The sequence below is a fragment of the Streptomyces sp. NPDC021093 genome (assembly GCF_044333135.1).
Classification (GTDB): Bacteria; Actinomycetota; Actinomycetes; order Streptomycetales; family Streptomycetaceae; genus Streptomyces.
In genome coordinates this window covers 90,249-108,353 of record NZ_JBIRQJ010000018.1, presented here as the reverse complement: position 1 = coordinate 108,353, position 18,105 = coordinate 90,249, and the positions used below count along the sequence as shown (strand labels likewise).

13 protein-coding genes are annotated in these 18,105 nt (G+C 72.3%); 5 read left to right on the top strand and 8 right to left on the bottom strand.

Annotated elements, in window-relative coordinates:
- Positions 1-533: 533 nt before the first annotated feature.
- From ACH4SP_RS40045 to ACH4SP_RS40030, 4 genes are read right to left on the bottom strand one after another with little or no spacing between them, the layout of a single operon-like run.
- On the bottom strand, positions 534-1,655 hold the full coding sequence (locus ACH4SP_RS40045; protein ID WP_398423005.1) for a hypothetical protein: 1,122 nt from the start codon (positions 1,653-1,655) through the stop codon (positions 534-536).
- Entirely contained in the window at positions 1,652-3,634 is a 1,983-nt protein-coding gene (locus tag ACH4SP_RS40040) for a hypothetical protein (protein ID WP_398423004.1), read from the bottom strand. Before ACH4SP_RS40040 ends, ACH4SP_RS40045 begins: the two co-directional genes overlap by 4 nt.
- Positions 3,631-4,410, bottom strand: a complete 780-nt coding sequence (locus ACH4SP_RS40035) for a toll/interleukin-1 receptor domain-containing protein (RefSeq protein ID WP_398423002.1) — start codon at positions 4,408-4,410, stop codon at positions 3,631-3,633. The genes ACH4SP_RS40040 and ACH4SP_RS40035 overlap by 4 nt, the downstream gene beginning before the upstream one ends.
- A 39-nt stretch (positions 4,411-4,449) precedes the next feature.
- Positions 4,450-5,733: a helix-turn-helix domain-containing protein gene (locus tag ACH4SP_RS40030; RefSeq protein WP_398423000.1), complete on the bottom strand. Its 1,284-nt coding sequence runs from the start codon at positions 5,731-5,733 to the stop codon at positions 4,450-4,452.
- 279 nt (positions 5,734-6,012) lie between these two features.
- Here ACH4SP_RS40030 and ACH4SP_RS40025 point away from each other — a divergent pair, with 279 nt between their 5' ends.
- Positions 6,013-8,184: a primosomal protein N' gene (locus ACH4SP_RS40025; protein ID WP_398422998.1), complete on the top strand. Its 2,172-nt coding sequence runs from the start codon at positions 6,013-6,015 to the stop codon at positions 8,182-8,184.
- Positions 8,185-8,253: 69 nt separating this feature from the next.
- Here ACH4SP_RS40025 and ACH4SP_RS40020 read toward each other — a convergent pair whose 3' ends face one another.
- On the bottom strand, positions 8,254-8,949 hold the full coding sequence (locus ACH4SP_RS40020) for a hypothetical protein (RefSeq protein ID WP_398422996.1): 696 nt from the start codon (positions 8,947-8,949) through the stop codon (positions 8,254-8,256).
- A 247-nt stretch (positions 8,950-9,196) separates the two neighbouring features.
- Here ACH4SP_RS40020 and fmt point away from each other — a divergent pair, with 247 nt between their 5' ends.
- The 4 genes from fmt to ACH4SP_RS40000 all read left to right on the top strand — a co-directional run bounded on the left by fmt (position 9,197) and on the right by ACH4SP_RS40000 (position 13,682).
- A complete protein-coding gene (gene fmt, locus ACH4SP_RS40015; RefSeq protein WP_398422994.1) occupies positions 9,197-10,138 on the top strand; it encodes a methionyl-tRNA formyltransferase in 942 nt (313 codons plus the stop codon).
- Between the two features lie 31 nt (positions 10,139-10,169).
- Positions 10,170-11,630 carry an RsmB/NOP family class I SAM-dependent RNA methyltransferase gene (locus tag ACH4SP_RS40010; RefSeq protein WP_398422992.1) on the top strand — a complete coding sequence of 487 codons (1,461 nt, stop codon included), beginning with the start codon at positions 10,170-10,172 and terminating at the stop codon, positions 11,628-11,630.
- A gap of 191 nt (positions 11,631-11,821) precedes the next feature.
- A complete protein-coding gene (rpe, locus tag ACH4SP_RS40005; protein WP_398422990.1) occupies positions 11,822-12,508 on the top strand; it encodes a ribulose-phosphate 3-epimerase in 687 nt (228 codons plus the stop codon).
- Positions 12,509-12,668: 160 nt separating this feature from the next.
- Positions 12,669-13,682 carry a sugar-binding transcriptional regulator gene (locus ACH4SP_RS40000; protein ID WP_398423152.1) on the top strand — a complete coding sequence of 338 codons (1,014 nt, stop codon included), beginning with the start codon at positions 12,669-12,671 and terminating at the stop codon, positions 13,680-13,682.
- 81 nt (positions 13,683-13,763) lie between these two features.
- Here the strand turns inward: ACH4SP_RS40000 and ACH4SP_RS39995 are convergent, their stop codons facing one another.
- The 3 genes from ACH4SP_RS39995 to ACH4SP_RS39985 form a co-directional block, all read right to left on the bottom strand.
- Entirely contained in the window at positions 13,764-15,899 is a 2,136-nt protein-coding gene (locus tag ACH4SP_RS39995; protein ID WP_398422988.1) for a dipeptide ABC transporter ATP-binding protein, read from the bottom strand.
- On the bottom strand, positions 15,896-16,921 hold the full coding sequence (locus ACH4SP_RS39990) for an ABC transporter permease (RefSeq protein WP_398422986.1): 1,026 nt from the start codon (positions 16,919-16,921) through the stop codon (positions 15,896-15,898). The genes ACH4SP_RS39995 and ACH4SP_RS39990 overlap by 4 nt, the downstream gene beginning before the upstream one ends.
- A 72-nt stretch (positions 16,922-16,993) precedes the next feature.
- A complete protein-coding gene (locus ACH4SP_RS39985; protein WP_398422984.1) occupies positions 16,994-17,974 on the bottom strand; it encodes an ABC transporter permease in 981 nt (326 codons plus the stop codon).
- Between the last annotated feature and the right edge of the window lie 131 nt (positions 17,975-18,105).

The window sequence follows — 18,105 nt, the reverse complement described above, 5'->3', positions numbered from 1 at the left end:
GGAGTCGTTTCACGACGGCCCCGGACCGCTTGACGCGGTCCGGGGCCGTCGTGCTTTTCCGGGTGCTCGTACGGCACGGAATTGCTGTGCTCCGCACGGGACTTGGGCCTAGGGCCTGTCCGGCGGGTCAGGCCGCACAGGGGTGACCTTGCCCGTTCGGTTCGGCTGAGCGGGGCATGGTGCGTGCAGCTGCAAGGCGGAGGATTGAGGCGACGCGGAGCGGGTGGGGCCTCCCCTGGTCGAACGGAGTTGAGAGCTTGGGGAAGATTGACGACAACGCCGCAGATGTGGGTGCCAGGGCACGCGACCGTGGCAAGACCCGTCGGACAGGCCCTAGGGTGGGGGCAGCCCGGTGCGCGGGCGAGCGGATACTTCTGGGTGAACGCACCCTCGCGGGTTCGAATCCCGCCGCCGGTTCCCCGTCGGGAGCCGGTGTGGCCGAGTGGTCCATGGCATAAGTCGCCCTTCGGGGCGTGCGCCGCTCGCCGCTTTGATCTCGGGCGACTTCTTGGGCGGCTGCCCCCGGACCGGTGTCAGAACGGGAGCGGGGAGTCCGCACCGTTCACCCTCTCGGACGTGCCGTCGGATTCGGGGGGACCGGCAGCGTACCGGTCCCGGAGGGCCTGGGCGAACTCCTCGTCCGCGTGCTCCGCCATGTCCGCGACGTACATCGCGAGCAGCGGCACCACCGGGGCGTCCGGGGCGATGTTCAACGCGCGCAACAGCTCCCCGAACGCTGTCTCGGGGGACGGGGCCGACTGCTCCTCGGGAACCTTCGCGAACCCGCCCGGGGAATGCGGCGGGCCGTCGGGCGGGCGTATCCCGTCCGGTGTTCCGGGTGCGTCGGGATCGTCGTCGGGAGGCCCCGCGACCAGGTGGCGCAGTCGCTCGTCGATGTCGGTGTCGTTGACGGCCGACGTGAGCTGGGCGAGCAGCCCGAGGTCCTGCACCGTCCGGTCGATCTTGTCGTCGTTGCGGTGCAGCCACCACACGACCGCACTGCCGGTGTTCGCCAGGACGTCGTCGCCCAGGTAGGCGCGGCGGCTCTGCTCGTACCTGCGCTCGTGTTCCCAGACGGCCTCGTCCTTGCGTACGGCGGCCAGCTTCGCGAGCCGGTCCCGGTCCTGGTCGGAGAGGGTGAGGGAGATGTCGACCGCCATGGCTTCGACCCGGCCGGTCAGGTCGTCGTCCATGGTCGCCAGATGACCGTCCAGCTCGTGCTGCACCAGCGAGGTGCGGGTCGGCGGGCGTACGGCGGTGAGCTGCCGGGCACGGGCCAGCACCGCGTCGACGGCGAGACCGCTCGCGTGGACGGGCGGGGCCCCGGCGGGGACGGAGTGGGGACACCAGCGGACCGTCGCCGAGAAGCGGAAGTCGTAGTCGTCGTAACTGCTGGGCAGGACGACGTCGGTGATCCGAATCTCGCGCTTCTCCAGCGGCGGGAGGGGAAGGTCCGGCTCGCGCAGCAGCTCGTTCGGGAACGGGTTCCGGTGCCGCCCGGCGAAGTGCCTCGCCAGCAGGGGTACGGCGATCAGCAGGGCCGCGACCGGCGGCCACAGCCACAGCGGCCAGCCCCGGGAGAGTCCCAGGATGGTGAGCAGCAGCCCGGTGATCAGGGTGAGGAAGACCGTCACGGTCTTCTGGCCGGAACTCATGGGGCGGTGTCCTCCCGGGATGGGGTGGTGCGGGACCGCTGGGCCAGGACGATCTTCCGGTAGAGCAGGTCCGGGAGTTCGACGGCCCGAGGGGTGGTGGGGTGGTGTACGGCGATGCTGCGGGCACTGTTGTAGAGCCGCCCGAGCAGGTCGCCCCGTTTTCGGCAGGCCGCGACGAGGACGTCCAACAGGCCTTCCGTGTAGGGGCTTTCGCCGCACGCGGCACGGAGCCAGTCCGTCGCACGGGGCGTCCATTCGGTCGTGGGACGTGAGGCGAGGACGGCTGTCCAGCAGTCTTCGAGGTGTTCGCGCACCTGCGTCTCGGCCAGCAGGGGCCGGGGGCGGCCGCCCCGGTCGAGAAGGGGGCCCGGTGCGGACAGGGCGAGGAAGATTCCGGGGTCGGCGGGAGGCGGGCAGGAGGAGGAGCGGGCGATGCGGTACAGCAGCAGGCGCAGCAGCCGGTGGTCGTCCTCGACCAGCCGTACGAGCGCCCGGTGCGCCCGGCCGGGGTCGCCCTCGTGCCGGGCCAGGTGGTGCAGCCGGACCAGTGCGGCGTCGGGGCGGTGCACGGCGATGCCCTGGGCGCACACGTCGACCAGCACCTGGCGGAACTGCGGGGACAGCTGGGAGCGCACCGCCCATTCGAGGACCTGCCTGAGGAAATGGCTGCCGTGCCGCTCGTCCTCCACCGCCTGCTGCAGGGTATGCGCGGCGGCCTGGAGCCGGGGGTGGTCCCGTACTCCTTGTATCGGTTTGACCCAGCGCACGACGAGCGTCTCCAGGTCCTCCGGGCGGTCGGCGGCCAGGCTGTGCTCGACGAACCTCCGTACCAGAGCGGCCCGTTCGTCCGGCGACAGCTCGGGCAGGCTCACCGCCTTCTCGACCCAGGCCCGCAACGGTTCGCGCAGACCGGGGAAGTTGGTGCGCAAGTGGCTCCGGGCCAGCGCGTCGGAGCCTCCGGTGAACCTGACCCGGCCGTCCTCGTCGACTGCGGCGTGCACCTGTCGCAGCCGCTCCTTGAACGGCTTGCGCTCCAGCAGCGCCCGTACCTCCGTCTCCGGATGCGTGGCGTCGAGCAGGAGCGCGGTACCGCGGTGCACGGCGTCCGCCCGTGCCTCGTGCAGCATGGCGGTCGCCAGCAGCAGGGTGCGGGGGCCGCCCTTGCGCACGTCGTCGAACTGGTCCGCGGCCGCCCCGGTGGGGGCGACCAGGGCCAGTGCGCGTGCCCAGCTCGCCGCCGCGGGAAGCCCTCGCGACAGGCAGCGGCAGAGTTCCTGCGCGAGCCCCGCGACCCGGTCCAGGGCCATCTCGCCGGCGAGACATGCGGCGACCTCGTCGGGGGGCCGGTCGGCGAGCCGGACGTCGTGCCCCGCGGTGCGCAGGTGCTTGCGGACGATGTCGGTCTCCATGCCGGGAAGCCGGGAGATCCGGCACCGCATGGAGCCGGGCGCGGAGCCGATGAAGTCGTCCCTGCGGTCCGGCAGCACCACCACGAGCGCCGCATCCCGGTCGTGCAGCGCCCGGCGGAAGGTGGACAGCTCGGAGACCGCGCGTTCCCAGCGGGCCGGGTCGGCCGAGGACAGGTCGAGCCACAGCCGGTCGCCGTCGTCGACGGTGCTCGGGTCCAGCAGCAGGCAGTCGGGGCTCTCCTCCTCGTCCGGGGAGACCTTGCGCAGCGTCCGGCTCCGGGGCAGGAAGCTGCCGAGCAGCATCTGGGCGGTGGCGGAGCGGCCGTCGCCCGGACGGCAGTCGAGGAGCACGGTCCGCCGTTCCGCCAGCACCTCGCACGCCTCGCCGAAGCCGCGCGGCTCCACGAAGTGCGACCGCAGGAGGGTGAGTTCGTCCTCCGCCTGCGCGCGGGGCGGTTTCTGCCGCGGATGGCCCAGCAGCGACTCGTCCCGGTCGGGGCCGCCCAAGTAGACGGGTCCCGTACCGGAGTTGACGAAGTAGGCGTGCGCGAACCGGCTGTCGGTCGTCATCGCCCCTCGTCCTCGCGCCGGGTCCTGGCTCCGAAGGTCTGGTGGATGCCCTCCCGGTTGTCACCGGCGACGTACTGTGCGCCGTCACCGGTGAGATGCGGGGCGTGCACCGCACCGGAGCCGGACTGGACCGGGCCGTGGGCGTGCTCGATGTGCGTCGTGGGCTGCCCCAGGTGCACGCCGCCTGAGATGTCCCGGGCCTGGACGGCCGTACCGCTGTTGTCGCCCATGGAGCTGTGCACGGAGCCGGCCCCGGGGCTCGGCGGGGCGCCCGCCGCCTCCGCCTTCTGCTTCTCCTTCGCCTTCGCCGCCCGTTCGGCCTCGGCGAACTGCGGTACCAGGTGGGCCAGTTCGTCGCCGATGCGGCCCAGCGTCCGCTCGGCGTCCTGGTTGTCGTACCGGAGGGACTGCACATGGGCCAGTCGCTCCAGTTCGGGCGGGAGCACATCCGGACGCAGGCGTTCCGTGCGGCGGCCGATCAGGATCGGCACGACGGGTATCGCGCAGGCGAAGGCCTCCAGGATCTCCCTGCGCACCCAGTCCGCGGGGTCGTGCAGCTTGGGCGACGCCTCCCAGTCCTTGCCGACCAGCGCCAGCAGTACGGCACTGCGCCGCACCCCGGTCAGCAGCTTCTCGTCGAACAGCGTCCCCGGCGGGATCGACTTGCTCGCCCGGAAGATCCGGTCGCTGCCGAAGCGCCGGCTGAGCTCGCGCTCCAGGGTGGTGGCGAACTCGTCGCCGTCGCCGGTGCGGTAGTTGATGAAGACGTCGGCCATGAGCGGGTGCCTTTCGTCGGGCGGATGGGGCGGCAGGGGTTACGGGCGGACGGCCGGGGCCAGCGCGAGGGCGAGCCGGGGGGCCAGCTCGCGGACGGCCGGGTGCGCGGGGTGGCGGCCCAGCGCGCGGCCCAGCCGTCGGAGGTCGAGGGCGACCGTCGCCGAGTCCACCGCGCGGACGGTCCTCAGGAGGTCCGCCGTCAGCGCACAGGCCTGGTCGAGGTCGCCCGCGAGCGCATGGGCGAGGGCCTGGCGGGTGCCGTAGCGGGCCAGGGTGCGGCGGGCGCCCGCCGGGACCCGGGACAGCTCCCGGGCCAGGGCTTCGGCGGCCTCCCGGGGGCGGCCCAGGTCGAGCAGGGACCAGCCGGTGATCATCGACACCGGGTCGGTGAGGTGCGTCGTCCCGAGCACGGGCGCGGAGGTGTCGCCCGCACCGCCGCGGGACAGCAGCTCCCTGGCCCGGTCGAGGCTCCGCATGCAGGCGCCGTGGTCGCCCGCGAGCGCATGGCCCTGGGCCTCGCGCTGGGCGGCGAGGCCGCGCACCCTGGCGGGCGCGCGGCCCGAGTGCGCCTGCCGGGCGAGGGCCACGGTGCCCGCCGCGTCGCCGCGGTAGTACGCGACGAGCCCGCGCCGCACCAGCGCGTAGGACGCGAGGTCGAAATCCCCGGCCGCGTCGGCCAGCTCCACCGCGTGGTCCGTCCAGCGCAGTGCCGCCGTCCGGTCGCCGGACTCCTGTGCCATCCAGCCCGCGAACTCGGCGAACCGGGCGGACAGGGCGAGCAGCTCGCGCGCGGTGCGCGGACCGGACGCGGCGGCCAGCCGGCGCAGCGCACGCGTCTGTTCCGTGAGCGCGGGCAGCACGGCGGCGGGCGACGCGCTCTGGCCCAGCCGGCGGTACTGGGCGAGCAGGGCGAGGTGGATGTCGAGGAGGGGGCCGTCGGCCGGGGGAAGGGGCGGCGCCCCGCCGCCCGCGGAGGCGGCGGCCGGGGTGTCCGCGAGTACGGTCACCGTGCCCGCGAGTACGGAGGCGGCGCCCGCCGTGACGATCTGGCGGCGGGCCGGTCCCGGCGGGGCCGTGCGGTGCGGGCCGAACGGGGCCGTGCGGCCCGCACCTGGCAGCAGGGAGAGCAGGGCGCCGTCGGCGCCCAGTTCCGCGTCGCAGAGCCGGCCCAGTTCGTCGGTGGGCCGTTTGTGCCCGGTCTCGACCTTGCTGATCTGGCCCTTGCTGTAGTGCACTCGGGCAGCGAGCTCGGCCACGGTCAGGCCCGCCGCCTGACGGGCACGGCGCAGTTCACTGCCGAACGTGGAAGGCTGTTCCGGCACTTCGACCCCCTGGTGCGGTAAGCGGCCGGGCACCCCGTCGGGTCCGTCCTCGCGTCCGTCGTCGCGAGCCAGGTTCGGCCCGGGAGACGGCGCGGACAAGGCGGCCGGGGAAGTTTCCCGTTTCCGGAAAGGGAGGCAACCGCATCCGCTTCGGGCTGTCGAGACGGCGATATCGGGCAGTCGGCGCACTCCCGCGGCGGATGCGAGCGGCGGCGGGCGGCCGGTGGGAGGCCGGTGGGCGCACGTCGGCTGTCAGTGCCGTCTGGTAGGAATTTGGCTGTGAGCAGCGACGACGACCAGCAGCAGGGCACGCAGGGCGATCCGCAGGACGGGCCGCCCGAGCAGCTTGCGCTGATGCGGGAGTTCCTCCGGCACGAGAAGCAGGTGCCGAAGGCGAAGCCGCGGACCTGGCGGGGGGCGCCGTTGGCCGCTGAGCTGCCCGTGGCACGGGTCATGGTCAACAAGGGGGTGCTGCACCTGGACCGGTACTTCGACTACGCGGTGACCGAGGAGCTGGACGCGGACGCCCGGCCGGGCGTGCGGGTGCGGGTGCGGTTCGGGGCGGGGGCGCACCGGGTCCGGGACGGCAGGCGGGAGGGCGGCGGGCTGATCGACGGGTTCATCGTCGAGCGGGTCGCCGAGTCGGACTACAACGGACCGTTGGCGGCACTGGCGCAGGTGGTGTCGCCCGAGCCGGTGCTCAGCGCGGAGCTGCTCGCTCTGGCGCGGGCCGTGGCGGACCGGTATGCGGGAAGCCTGGCCGATGTGCTGCAACTGGCGATCCCCCCGAGGAACGCACGGGCCGAGAAGAAGGAGTTCCCCGCCGCGCTGCCCGCGCCCGCCCCGCCCGGGACGGGGAGCTGGGGGCGGTACGAGCAGGGGGCGGCCTTTCTGGAGTCGCTGGCCGGCGGCGGTGCGCCGCGCGCCGTGTGGACGGCGCTGCCCGGGCCGTTGTGGGCGGAGGAGATCGCGCGGGCGGTCGCCGCGACGCTGGCCTCGGGGCGGGGGGCGCTCGTCGTGGTGCCCGACGGGCGGAGCGTGGAGCGGGTGCACACGGCCCTGGGCGAGGTCCTGGGGGAGGGACGGCACGCCGTGCTCACCGCCGACGCCGGGCCCGAGAAGCGGTACCGGGAGTGGCTCGCGGTGCGGCGGGGGGTCGTGCGGGCGGTGGTGGGGACCAGGTCGGCGATGTTCGCGCCGGTCAGGGACCTGGGGCTGGTCGTGGTGTGGGACGACGGGGACGGGAATCTGAGCGAGCAGCACGCGCCGCTGCCGCATGCGCGCGAGGTGCTGGAGCTGCGGGCCACCCAGGACAAGTGCGCGTTCCTGCTGGGGAGTACGAGCTGTACGGTCGAGGCCGCGCAGCTGGTGGCGAGCGGGTGGGCCAGGCCGTTGGCGGCGGGGCGCGAGCAGGTGCGGATCGCCGCCCCGCTCGTACGGACCGTGGGGGACCAGGAGCTGGCGCGCGACGAGGCGGCGCGGGCCGCCAGGCTGCCGAGCCTGGCCTGGCAGACCGTACGGGAAGGGCTCAAGAGCGGGCCCGTGCTGGTGCAGGTGCCGAGGCGGGGGTACGTACCGCGGCTGGCGTGCGAGCGGTGCCGGACGCCGGCCCGGTGCAAGCACTGCGCGGGGCCGCTGGAGGCCCCCGACGCACGGGAGTTGCACTGCGGATGGTGCGGTAGGACCGAGACGGGCTGGACCTGCGCGGAGTGCGGGTTCAACCGGTTGCGGGCGCAGATCGTGGGGGCGCGGCGGACCGCCGAGGAGTTGGGCCGGGCGTTTCCTACGGTGCCGGTGCGGACCTCGGGGCGGGACCACGTGCTGGACGTGGTGCCCGGCGTGCCCGCTCTGGTCGTGAGTACGCCCGGTGCGGAGCCCGTCGCCGAGGGCGGGTACGCGGCGGCCCTGCTGCTGGACGGGTGGGCCATGCTCGGGCGGCCCGACCTGCGGGCAGGGGAGGACGCGCTGCGGCGGTGGATCGCGGCGGCCTCGCTGGTACGGGGACAGGCGGCGGGCGGCACGGTGGTCATCGTCGCCGAGCCGACGCTGCGGCCCGTACAGGCGCTGGTGCGGTGGGACCCGGTCGGCAGCGCGCAGCGGGAGCTGGCCGAGCGGGCCGAGCTGGGCTTTCCGCCGGTGTCGCGGATGGCGGCGGTGAGCGGGCGCGGGGACGACGTGGCGGAGTTCCTGCGGGTGGCGGAACTGCCGCTGGAGGCCGAGGTGTTGGGGCCGATTCCGTTGCCGGTGGCTGATCCGGGGCGGCCTCGGCGGGCGCAGGATCCGCCGGTGGGGGAGCAGTGGGAGCGGGCGTTGGTACGGGTGCCGCCGGGGCGGGGGGCGGCGTTGGCGGCGGCGCTGAAGGTGGCGCAGGCGGCGAGGATGGCCCGAGGGGGAAGCGGGGGAGCGGGCGAGGGCGTGCGGATCAGGGTGGATCCGCCGGACATCGGGTGACGAGGGAGAGGTGACAGGGGGGTGCCCCCTGCCGGGGGACGGCAGGGGGCACCGGTGGGGCGGAGAGGGTCAGCCGTTGCGCGGGCCGGGGAAGGGGGCGGAGCGGGAATCCTCGCGGAGGGACTGGCTGCTCGCCGTCGGCTGCGGCGGCATGGAGCGGGCGGCGGGGACCGCGGGCAGGGTTCCGGGCATCGTCCGCGTGGCGACGGGGGCCGTCGCTGTCGCGGTCGATCCGGTCGCGGAAGCGGGGGAGGACGCGGAAGAGGGTGAGGAGGGCGAAGGCGAGGTGGTGGGGGCGGGCGGGAGGGACCCGGCAGGGGCGGACGAAGCGGACAGGGATCCGGAGGGGACGGACGAAGCGGACACGGAGTCCGTGCCGTGGTGGTCCGGGGCGGTCCCGTTCGCGGACTGCGCCGTGGCCCGGCGTGCGCCGTAACGGCGGTGCACCGCCTGCTTGGTGACCCCGAGCGCCGAACCCACCGCGTCCCACGAGAAACCGAGCGAGCGGTCGAAGTCCACGGCGGCGGTCACCAGTGTCTCGACGCTGTCCCGCAGTTCCTGCGCGAGGCGGACGGTCGGGGCGGGGGCCCGCCCGTACACGACGAAGCCCGTGGAGGGTCCCGAGCGGCGCGGGCGGTAGACGTTGCCCAGCTGGGCGGTGAGGGTACGCAGCGCGTCCACCTGTCGGCGGACCCGCTCGATGTCCCGTACCAACAGGTGCAGGCTGGCCCGCGCTTGGGCGTCATGGGTTGCGTGGTCGGCCATGAAAAAGCCTCTCGAACCGGCGTTGAATGAAGAAGGACGAATGAAGGACGGGGCCGTCAGGTCGTCGGCCCGTTTCGGTCAATCTCTTTTGACCAACGCGCCACCCGGTGTTGTGGTCACGCTCCAGGGGCGTGTCCGCATATGCGCGGGGCGCACGGATGTGCGTACGCCCCCTGGGGCGGGTCCGGGACGTCGCCCATAGACTGGTGCGCTGCCCGATCGCCGACCGAGAGGCTCGTACATTCCCATGAAGCTCGTCTTCGCCGGCACCCCCGAGGTCGCCGTTCCCGCCCTGGACGCCCTGATCGCCTCCCGGCACGAGGTCGTCGCCGTCGTCACCCGGCCCGACGCCCCCGCCGGGCGCGGCCGCCGTCTCGTCGCCAGCCCCGTCGCGGACCGGGCCGAGGAGGCCGGGATCGAGGTGCTCAAGCCGGTGAAGCCGCGCGACGAGGAGTTCCAGGCCCGGCTGCGGGAGATCGGCCCGGACTGCTGCCCGGTCGTGGCGTACGGCGCGCTGCTGCCGAAGTCGGCCCTGGAGATCCCGGCCCACGGCTGGGTCAACCTGCACTTCTCGCTGCTGCCCGCCTGGCGCGGCGCCGCCCCCGTGCAGCACTCGGTGATGGCCGGCGACGAGGTCACGGGTGCGTCGACCTTCCAGATCGAGCAGGGGCTGGACTCCGGCCCGGTGTACGGCGTGATCACGGAGGACGTGCGCCCCACGGACACCAGCGGTGACCTGCTGACCCGGCTCGCCTTCGCCGGATCCGGCCTGCTCGTGGCCACCATGGACGGCATCGAGGACGGGTCGCTGAAGCCCGTTCCGCAGCCCGCCGACGGCATCAGCCTCGCCCCGAAGATCACCGTCGAGGACGCACAGGTCGACTGGCGGGCCCCCGCGCTGCGCGTCGACCGCATCGTGCGCGGCTGCACCCCCGCGCCCGGCGCGTGGACGGTCTTCCGCGGCGAGCGGCTGAAGCTGGTGCAGGCGGGACCGGTGGCGGAGCGCACCGATCTTGCTCCCGGCGAGCTGTCCGCGGGCAAGAACAACGTCCACGTCGGCACCGGTTCGCACGCGGTCGAGCTGCTCTGGGTGCAGCCGCAGGGCAAGAAGCCGATGAGGGCGGCGGACTGGGCGAGGGGCGTGCGCATCGCCCCCGGCGAGCTTCTGACCACGGCGGACGTACGCTGAGGGGAACCCCCTCACTTAAGCGGAGCACCTTTTGAGCGACCAGAAGCCCCAGCAGAGCCGTCCCGCGCGCAAGCCGTACAAGCCGCACCGCAAGCCCCAGAAGGACCCCGTCCGCTTCCTCGCCTTCGAGGCGCTGCGCGCCGTCGACGAGCGGGACGCGTACGCGAACCTGGTGCTGCCGCCGCTGCTCAAGAAGGCCCGCGAGAAGAACGAGGGCTTCGACGGGCGCGACGCCGCGCTCGCCACCGAGCTCGTCTACGGCACGCTGCGCAGGCAGGGCACGTACGACTCGATCATCGCGGCCTGCATCGACCGGCCGCTGCGCGAGGTCGACCCGCCGGTGCTCGACGTGCTCGCGCTCGGCGCCCACCAGCTGCTCGGCACCCGCATCCCCACCCACGCGGCCGTCTCGGCCAGCGTGGAGCTGGCGCGGGTGGTGCTCGGCGAGGGACGCGCGAAGTTCGTCAACGCGGTGCTCCGCAAGATCTCCAAGCAGGACCTGGAGACGTGGGTGGAGCAGGTGGCTCCGCCGTACGAGGACGATGCCGAGCAGCACCTCGCCGTGGTGCACTCGCACCCGCGCTGGATCGTCTCCGCGCTGTGGGACGCGCTGGGCGGCGGCCGGGGCGGCATCGAGGACCTCCTCGAAGCCGACAACGAGCGCCCCGAGGTGACGCTGGTCGCCCGACCGGGCCGGTCCACCGCGGACGAACTCCTCGACGTGCTGGGCGAGGAGTCCGGGCTGCCGGGGCGCTGGTCGCCCTATGCGGTACGGATGGCCGAAGGCGGCGAGCCGGGTGCGCTGGACGCGGTACGGGACGGGCGCGCGGGCGTCCAGGACGAGGGCAGCCAGCTCGTGGCCGTGGCCCTCGCCAACGCCCCGGTGGAGGGCCCCGACAAGCAGTGGCTCGACGGCTGCGCGGGCCCCGGCGGCAAGGCGGCGCTGCTCGCCGCCCTCGCCTCCGAGCGGGGCGCGGCGCTGCTCGCCTCGGAGAAGCAGCCGCACCGCGCGCGTCTGGTGGCGCAGGCGCTGGCGGGGAACCCCGGTCCTTACCAGGTCATCGCCGCGGACGGTACGCGTCCGCCGTGGCTGCCCGGCACCTTCGACCGGGTGCTGATGGACGTGCCGTGCTCGGGTCTTGGCGCGCTGCGCCGACGTCCCGAGTCGCGGTGGCGGCGCCGGCCGGAGGACCTGGAGGGTTTTGCTCCGCTGCAGCGCGGGCTGCTGCGGGAAGCGTTGAAGGCCGTACGGGTCGGGGGGGTCGTGGGGTACGCGACCTGCTCGCCGCACCTCGCGGAGACGCGGACCGTGGTGGACGACGTGATCAAGGGCAAGGGCGCGGGCAACGAGCCGTTCGAGGTGGAGTGGGTGGACGCGCGGCCGCTGATGCCGGGGGTTTCGGCGTTGGGGGACGGGCCGGATGTGCAGCTTTGGCCGCATGTGCATGGGACGGATGCGATGTATCTGGCGGTGCTGAGGCGGGTGGGCTGAGGTAGCGGGGCGGTGTCGGGGGTGGGCAGTCGTGAGCGGGCACGGTCAGCGCGAGGGGCCGCCCCCTTGCCCACCCGTCCCGCCCCAGGGGGCGGCCCCTGTGCCCAAGGAGGCTCGGGGGCTGGGGCTGGAGGGGTAGGGGCTGGAACACCCGGTCGGGGAACCGGGTTGGGGCATGGCAGGCTTGGGGCATGGCAGCGCAGATCAATCCCAGTATCCTGTCCGCCGACTTCGCCCGGCTCGCCGATGAGGCCAGGGCCGTCGAAGGCGCCGACTGGCTCCATGTCGACGTCATGGACAACCACTTCGTGCCGAACCTCACCCTCGGCGTGCCGATCGTCGAGTCGCTGAGCAGGGCCACGGACATTCCGCTGGACTGCCACCTCATGATCGAGGACCCGGACCGGTGGGCGCCGCAGTACGTCGAGGCGGGCGCCGGTTCCGTGACCTTCCACGCCGAGGCGGCCGCCGCCCCGGTCCGTACCGCGCGCGAGATCCGTGCCAAGGGCGCCCGCGCGTCCATGGCGCTCAAGCCGGCCACGCCCATCGAGCCGTACGAGGACCTGCTCCCCGAGCTCGACATGCTGCTGATCATGACGGTCGAGCCGGGCTTCGGCGGGCAGTCGTTCCTCGACATCATGCTGCCGAAGATCCGCCGTACCCGGCAGCTGATCTCCAAGCACGGACTGGAGCTGTGGCTCCAGGTGGACGGCGGCGTCTCCGCCTCCACCATCGAACGGTGCGCCGAGGCGGGCGCGGACGTCTTCGTCGCGGGCTCCGCCGTCTACAACACCGACGACCCGGCGGCCGCCGTACGCATGCTGCGCCACCAGGCCGACGAGACGACGGCCAAGGCATCCTGGGCCTGCGCACACTGATGCCCGGGGAACGGCGCTGCAGCAGCGGCACGGCCACGGTAATAAGAAGGCAAAATGAACGTGGGCCCGCAGGGCTGATCAAGGTGCGTCACATCTGACAGGATGAACGACGAACCATTGTGTGAAAGTGAACCAAGGTAAGGAGATCGCGGTGTCTGCGATGTCAGCGGGCCGGTCGGCCATGCGGATGGGACCCGCTGAGCTGGTTCAGGCGGCGGCGATGGCCCGCCGCTTCTACCTTGAGGGCAAATCCAAGATCCAGATCGCCGAGGAGTTCGGCGTCAGCCGCTTCAAGGTGGCCCGGGTCCTGGAGACCGCTCTCGAACGTGATCTCGTACGGATCGAGATCCGCGTCCCCGCCGAACTGGACGCGGAGCGCTCCGACGCCCTGCGCGCCAGGTACGGCCTGCGGCATGCCGTGGTCGTCGAGTCCCCGGCCGATGCGGCCGACGACGCCCCCGACCCGGAGAACCTGGGCGAGGTCGCCGCCGACCTGCTCGGCGAACTGGTCAACGAGGGCGATGTGCTGGGCCTGGCCTGGGGCCGCTCCACCATTCACATGGCCGCCGCCCTGCACCACCTCCCGCCGTGCACGGTCGTGCAGTTGACCGGTGTGTACGACGCGGGGACGGCCGAGCGCGGCTCGGTCGAGGCGGTCCGCAGGGCCGCCCAGGTCTCCGGCGGCGAGGCCCACCCGATCTACGCGCCGATGCTGCTGCCCGACCCGGCGACCGCTGCCGCGCTGCGCAACCAGACCGGGATCGCCCGCGCCTTCGACTACTTCGACAAGGTGACGGTCGCCTGTGTGTCCATCGGCTCGTGGGAGCCGGGCATCTCGACGGTCCACGACATGCTGACGGACGAGGAGCGCGCGCACTACGCCTCCCTCGGTGTCGCCGCCGAGACGTCCGCGCACCTCTTCGACGCGGAGGGCCGCCGGGTCGGACGTGACCTCGGCGAGCGCTGCATCACCGTCGAGGCGGACCGGCTCCGCCGGATTCCCGAGGTGGTCGCCATCGCGGGCGGACTGCGCAAGGCCGCCGCGATCGACGCGGTGCTCCGTTCCGGGCTGGTCACCAGCCTGGTCACGGACACGGCCGCAGCGGACCACCTGCTGAACGCGGGCGGCCCGCCGCCGCGTCCGGCGCTGGACCGGGCGGACCCGGACGACTGAGTCCTCCGGAAGTACGTACGAGGAAGGGGCGCCCGGCATGATGCCGGGCGCCCCTTCCTCGTGGCTGAGTTCAGCGGCCGTCTAGCCCACCACGGTCTCCGCCGCCGGCTTGGCCTCCGGGAAGTGGCAGGCCGCGCGGTGGTCGGCGGCGTGCGAGGTCATCGCCGGGGTCTCGGTGGTGCAGCGCTCCTGCTCCTTGGCGCCGAGCGCCAGGAACACCGGGCAGCGGCCGCGGAAGCGGCAGCCCGTCTGCTTGTCGGTCGGGCTGGGCGGGTCGCCGGGCAGCAGGATCCGCTGCCGTGCGCGCTCCCGCTTCGGGTCGGGCACCGGTACGGCCGACAACAGGGCCTTGGTGTAAGGGTGTTGGGGGTTGTCGAAGACGGTGTCGACGTCGCCCGACTCGACGGTGCGGCCCAGGTACATGACGCTGACGCGGTCCGCGATGTGGCGGATCACCGACAGGTCGTGCGAGACGAAGAGGTAGGAGAGGCCCAGCTCCGCCTTGAGCTGCTGGAGCAGGTTGAGCACACCGGCCTGGATGGACACGTCGAGCGCGGACACCGGCTCGTCCAGGACCAGGAGCTGGGGCGAGACCGACAGCGCGCGGGCGATGCCGATGCGCTGGCGCTGGCCGCCGGAGAACTGGTGCGGGAAGCGCTGCGCGTACTCCGGGTTGAGCCCCACCTTGGCGAGCAGGTCCGGGACGACCTCGGCGATCTTCTCCTTCTCCATCTTCAGCGCCCGCATGGGCTCCGCGATGACGTCGGCGATCGGCATGCGCGGGTCGAGGCTCGCCATCGGGTCCTGGAAGACGATCTGCATCGCGGAGCGCAGCTTGTGCAGCTCGGCGCGGCCGAGCGAGCCGGTGTCCTGGCCGAGGAGTTCGATCGAACCCGACTCCGGCTTGGACATGTTCAGGATCTCGAAGAGCGTCGTGGACTTGCCGGAACCGGACTCGCCGACCAGACCGAGCGTCTCGCCCTGCCGGATGTCGAGGTCGACGCCGTCCACCGCGTACACGCTGCCGACCCGGCGCTTGAAGGCGGTGCCCTTGAACTGGGGGAAGGTCTTCACCAGTTCGGTCACCCGCAGGACGCTGTCGCGCTGCTCGCGCGGTACGGCGGCCTCGGCGAGCGGGGGGATCTCGGGCAGCGGGTAGATGTCGGCGGGGCCGAGGTTCTTCGCCACGATCTCGTCGGTGCGGTGGCAGGCGACGAGGTGGTCGTCGCCGGACAGGGCCGGGTCCTGCGTACGGCAGTCGTCCTGCACCATCGGGCAGCGGTTGGCGAACGCGCAGCCGCCCGTGAGCTCCTGCAGCGGGCTCGGCGAGCCGGGGATCGGCACGAGGGGCTTGGCCTGCGCCTTCGTACCGTCCTCGCTGGGCTCGTCGACGCGCGGGACGGCGCCGATCAGGCCGAGGGTGTACGGCATCCGGGGGCGTTCGAAGACGTCGTCGACGGCGCCGGTCTCGACGACGCGGCCGGCGTACATCACGGCGATGCGGTCGGCCGTACCGGCGATGACACCGAGGTCGTGGCTGACCAGGACGAGGGCGGCGCCGGTCTCGCGCTGCGCGGTCTTGAGGACCTCCAGGACCTGGGCCTGGATCGTCACGTCGAGCGCGGTGGTCGGCTCGTCGGCGAGGATCACGGCCGGGTCGTTGGCGATCGCCATGGCGATCATCGCGCGCTGGCGCATGCCGCCGGAGAACTCGTGCGGGAAGGACTGGGCACGGGCCTTCGGGTTGGGTATCCCGACCAGGTCGAGCAGCTCGACGGCGCGGGCCGCCGCCTTCTCCTTGCTCAGGTCGCCGTGCGTGCGCAGGGCTTCGACTATCTGCTCGCCGATGCGGTACACGGGGGTGAAGGCGGACAGCGGGTCCTGGAAGACCATGGCGACCTTGTTGCCGCGGATCCGGCTCATCTCGCGGTCGGACGCGCCGAGCAGCTGCTGCCCGTCGAGCTTGACGGAACCGGTGATGATCGCGGTGTCCGGCAGCAGGCCCATCGAGGCCAGCGAGGTCACGGACTTGCCGGACCCCGACTCGCCGACGATGCCGAGGACTTCGCCCCGGTGCAGGTCGAGGTCGACGCCGCGGACGGCGGGGACGATGCCGTGCGGCCCCTGGAAGCTGACATTCAGGTCGCGGACCTGGAGCAGCGGCTCGCCCTTCTTGAGGGAGGCTGCTGCGGTGGAGGGGCTGGCGGTGGTGGTCACGCACGGCTCCCGGGGGTCTCGTGGGTGGAAGTGGGGGAGGTGTTCGCGGCGAGGGCGGCGGCTGCCTTCTCGCGGACGGCCTTGGCCTCGCGGGCGATCGCGCGGCGCTGCTTGCGCGAGACGCGGTCGGAGGTGGGATCGAGGGCGTCGCGCAGACCGTCGCCCATGAGGTTGACGGCGAGGACGAAGAGGACCAGCAAGCCGGCGGCGAAGTAGAACATCCACGGCTGGGTGAGGGCCGAGGGTTCACCGAGGGAGATCAGGGTGCCCAGCGACACGTCGGGGGACTGCACGCCGAAGCCGAAGTAGGAGAGGCCCGTCTCGGCCATGATCGCGCCGCCGACCGCGATGGTCGCGTCGATGATCAGGAAGGAGGCCATGTTCGGGAGGATGTGTCGCAGGATGATCCGGAAAGGGTGGACGCCCATGAAGCGGGCGGCCCGGACGAACTCCTGGTCCTTCAGCGAGAGCGTCATGGAGCGCACCACGCGGGCAGTGATCATCCAGCCGAAGACCGCCAGCAGACCGACGAAGGCGATCCAGCCGCTCTCCTTGAACATCGGGGACATGATCGAAATGATCAGGAACGCGGGGAAGACGAGCATCAGGTCGACCACGAACATCGCGACCCGGTCCACCCAGCCGCCGAAGTAGCCGGCGCAGGCGCCGACGATCGAGGCGAGCACCGTGGAGAACATCGCGACCAGCAGACCGATCAGCAGCGACTTCTGCAGACCGCGCAGGGTCAGCGTGAACATGTCCCGGCCGATCTGGTCCGTGCCGAACCAGTGGGCGCCGGACGGCGGTTCCTGCAGGGCGGTGTAGTCGACGTCGGTGTACTGGTACGAGCTGAACACCGGGCCGACGAAGGCCAGCAGGAACAGCAGCACCACGGCGACGGCGCCCGCGAGTGAGCCCTTGTTGGAGATGAAGCGGCCCCAGACGACCTTGCTGCGGCTGGGCGGTGCGGATGGCGACGCCGCGGTGGCGATCTCGGCGACGGTTGCGGTTTCGGTGGTCATCGGTGTGCTGCTCCCTGCGGGACGGTCTTCGTCTGGGCTCGGTCGGCAGTCCGTGCACGCACGGTGCGGCCGTCAGCCATTGCGGACCCGCGGGTCGAGCGCGGCATGAAGGATGTCGGCGACGAAGCCGGCGAGCAGGACCATGACGGCGGCAAACAAGCTGTACGCGACAACGGAGTTGACGTCGTTGCTGGTGATGGAGTCGATGAGCCATTCACCCATGCCGTGCCAACCGAAGATCTTCTCGGTGAAGGTGGCGCCCGTGAACAGGCCGAGGAATCCGTAGGCGAAGAACGTGGACATCGGAATCATCGCGGTCCGCAGACCGTGCTTCATCAGTGCCTTGTTGCGGGAGAGCCCCTTGGCGCGTGCTGTGCGCAGGTAGTCCGAGCCGAGCACGTCGAGCATGGTGCTGCGCTGGTAGCGGCTGTACGACGCGATGGTCACGAACACGATCGCCAAGGTGGGCAGCAGCAGGTGGATCGCTCGCTCCTGGAGGAAGGGGAACACCCCGTCGCTGATCGAAGCGCTGCCCTCGCCGATGAACTTGATGTCGGTGCCCAGGGTGTTGTTGAGCCACATCGCGCCCTGCTTGACGAACGCGGCCACCAGCAGCATGGGCATCGACATGATGAGGAACGAGAAGATCATCATGGCCCGGTCGGAGAATTTGTACTGGCGTATCGCCCCCCAGGCTCCGAACAGGATGCCGAGCACCGTGCCGAGGATGGTGCCGATCAGCAGCAGGCGGAGCGAGACGCCGATGCGGCCGGTGAACTCATCATTGACAGAGGTGTCCTTGATGGTCTTGCCGAGGTCCCCCTGTGCGACGTTTGACGCCCAGTCACCGAATCGCTCGGGCAGTGGGGTCTTGTCGTTGATCCCGAGCTGGGTGAGCTGGCTGTCGACCACGGTGGCCGCCGGGCGCGGGTTCCGGTTCTCGAAGTACGACCGGGGGGTGAGGGATGTCGAGGCGAGTGCGTACGACAGCCCGACAGCGACCACGAGCAGGACGACGTAATAGCCGAGCCGCTTCGTCAGAAAGCCGAGCACGGAACCTCCAACTGACCTGAGGGGGATGATGCTTCCGTGGTGCGGCCACGGAGTGCGGCAACCGGGGTCCGACACCGATTGCGGTGTCCACATTCTGGGTCGCGATGTCCGATTAAAGGACTTCTGCAAGA

What these genes read in the sequence shown, in the direction of transcription:
- ACH4SP_RS40045 (WP_398423005.1), bottom strand. Translation starts at nt 1,655, where the DNA reads ATGAGTTCCGGCCAGAAGACCGTGACGGTCTTCCTCACCCTGATCACC.
- ACH4SP_RS40040 (WP_398423004.1), bottom strand. Translation starts at nt 3,634, where the DNA reads ATGACGACCGACAGCCGGTTCGCGCACGCCTACTTCGTCAACTCCGGT.
- ACH4SP_RS40035 (WP_398423002.1), bottom strand. Translation starts at nt 4,410, where the DNA reads ATGGCCGACGTCTTCATCAACTACCGCACCGGCGACGGCGACGAGTTC.
- ACH4SP_RS40020 (WP_398422996.1), bottom strand. Translation starts at nt 8,949, where the DNA reads ATGGCCGACCACGCAACCCATGACGCCCAAGCGCGGGCCAGCCTGCAC.
- fmt (WP_398422994.1), top strand. Translation starts at nt 9,197, where the DNA reads ATGAAGCTCGTCTTCGCCGGCACCCCCGAGGTCGCCGTTCCCGCCCTG.
- rpe (WP_398422990.1), top strand. Translation starts at nt 11,822, where the DNA reads ATGGCAGCGCAGATCAATCCCAGTATCCTGTCCGCCGACTTCGCCCGG.
- ACH4SP_RS40000 (WP_398423152.1), top strand. Translation starts at nt 12,669, where the DNA reads ATGTCAGCGGGCCGGTCGGCCATGCGGATGGGACCCGCTGAGCTGGTT.
- ACH4SP_RS39990 (WP_398422986.1), bottom strand. Translation starts at nt 16,921, where the DNA reads ATGACCACCGAAACCGCAACCGTCGCCGAGATCGCCACCGCGGCGTCG.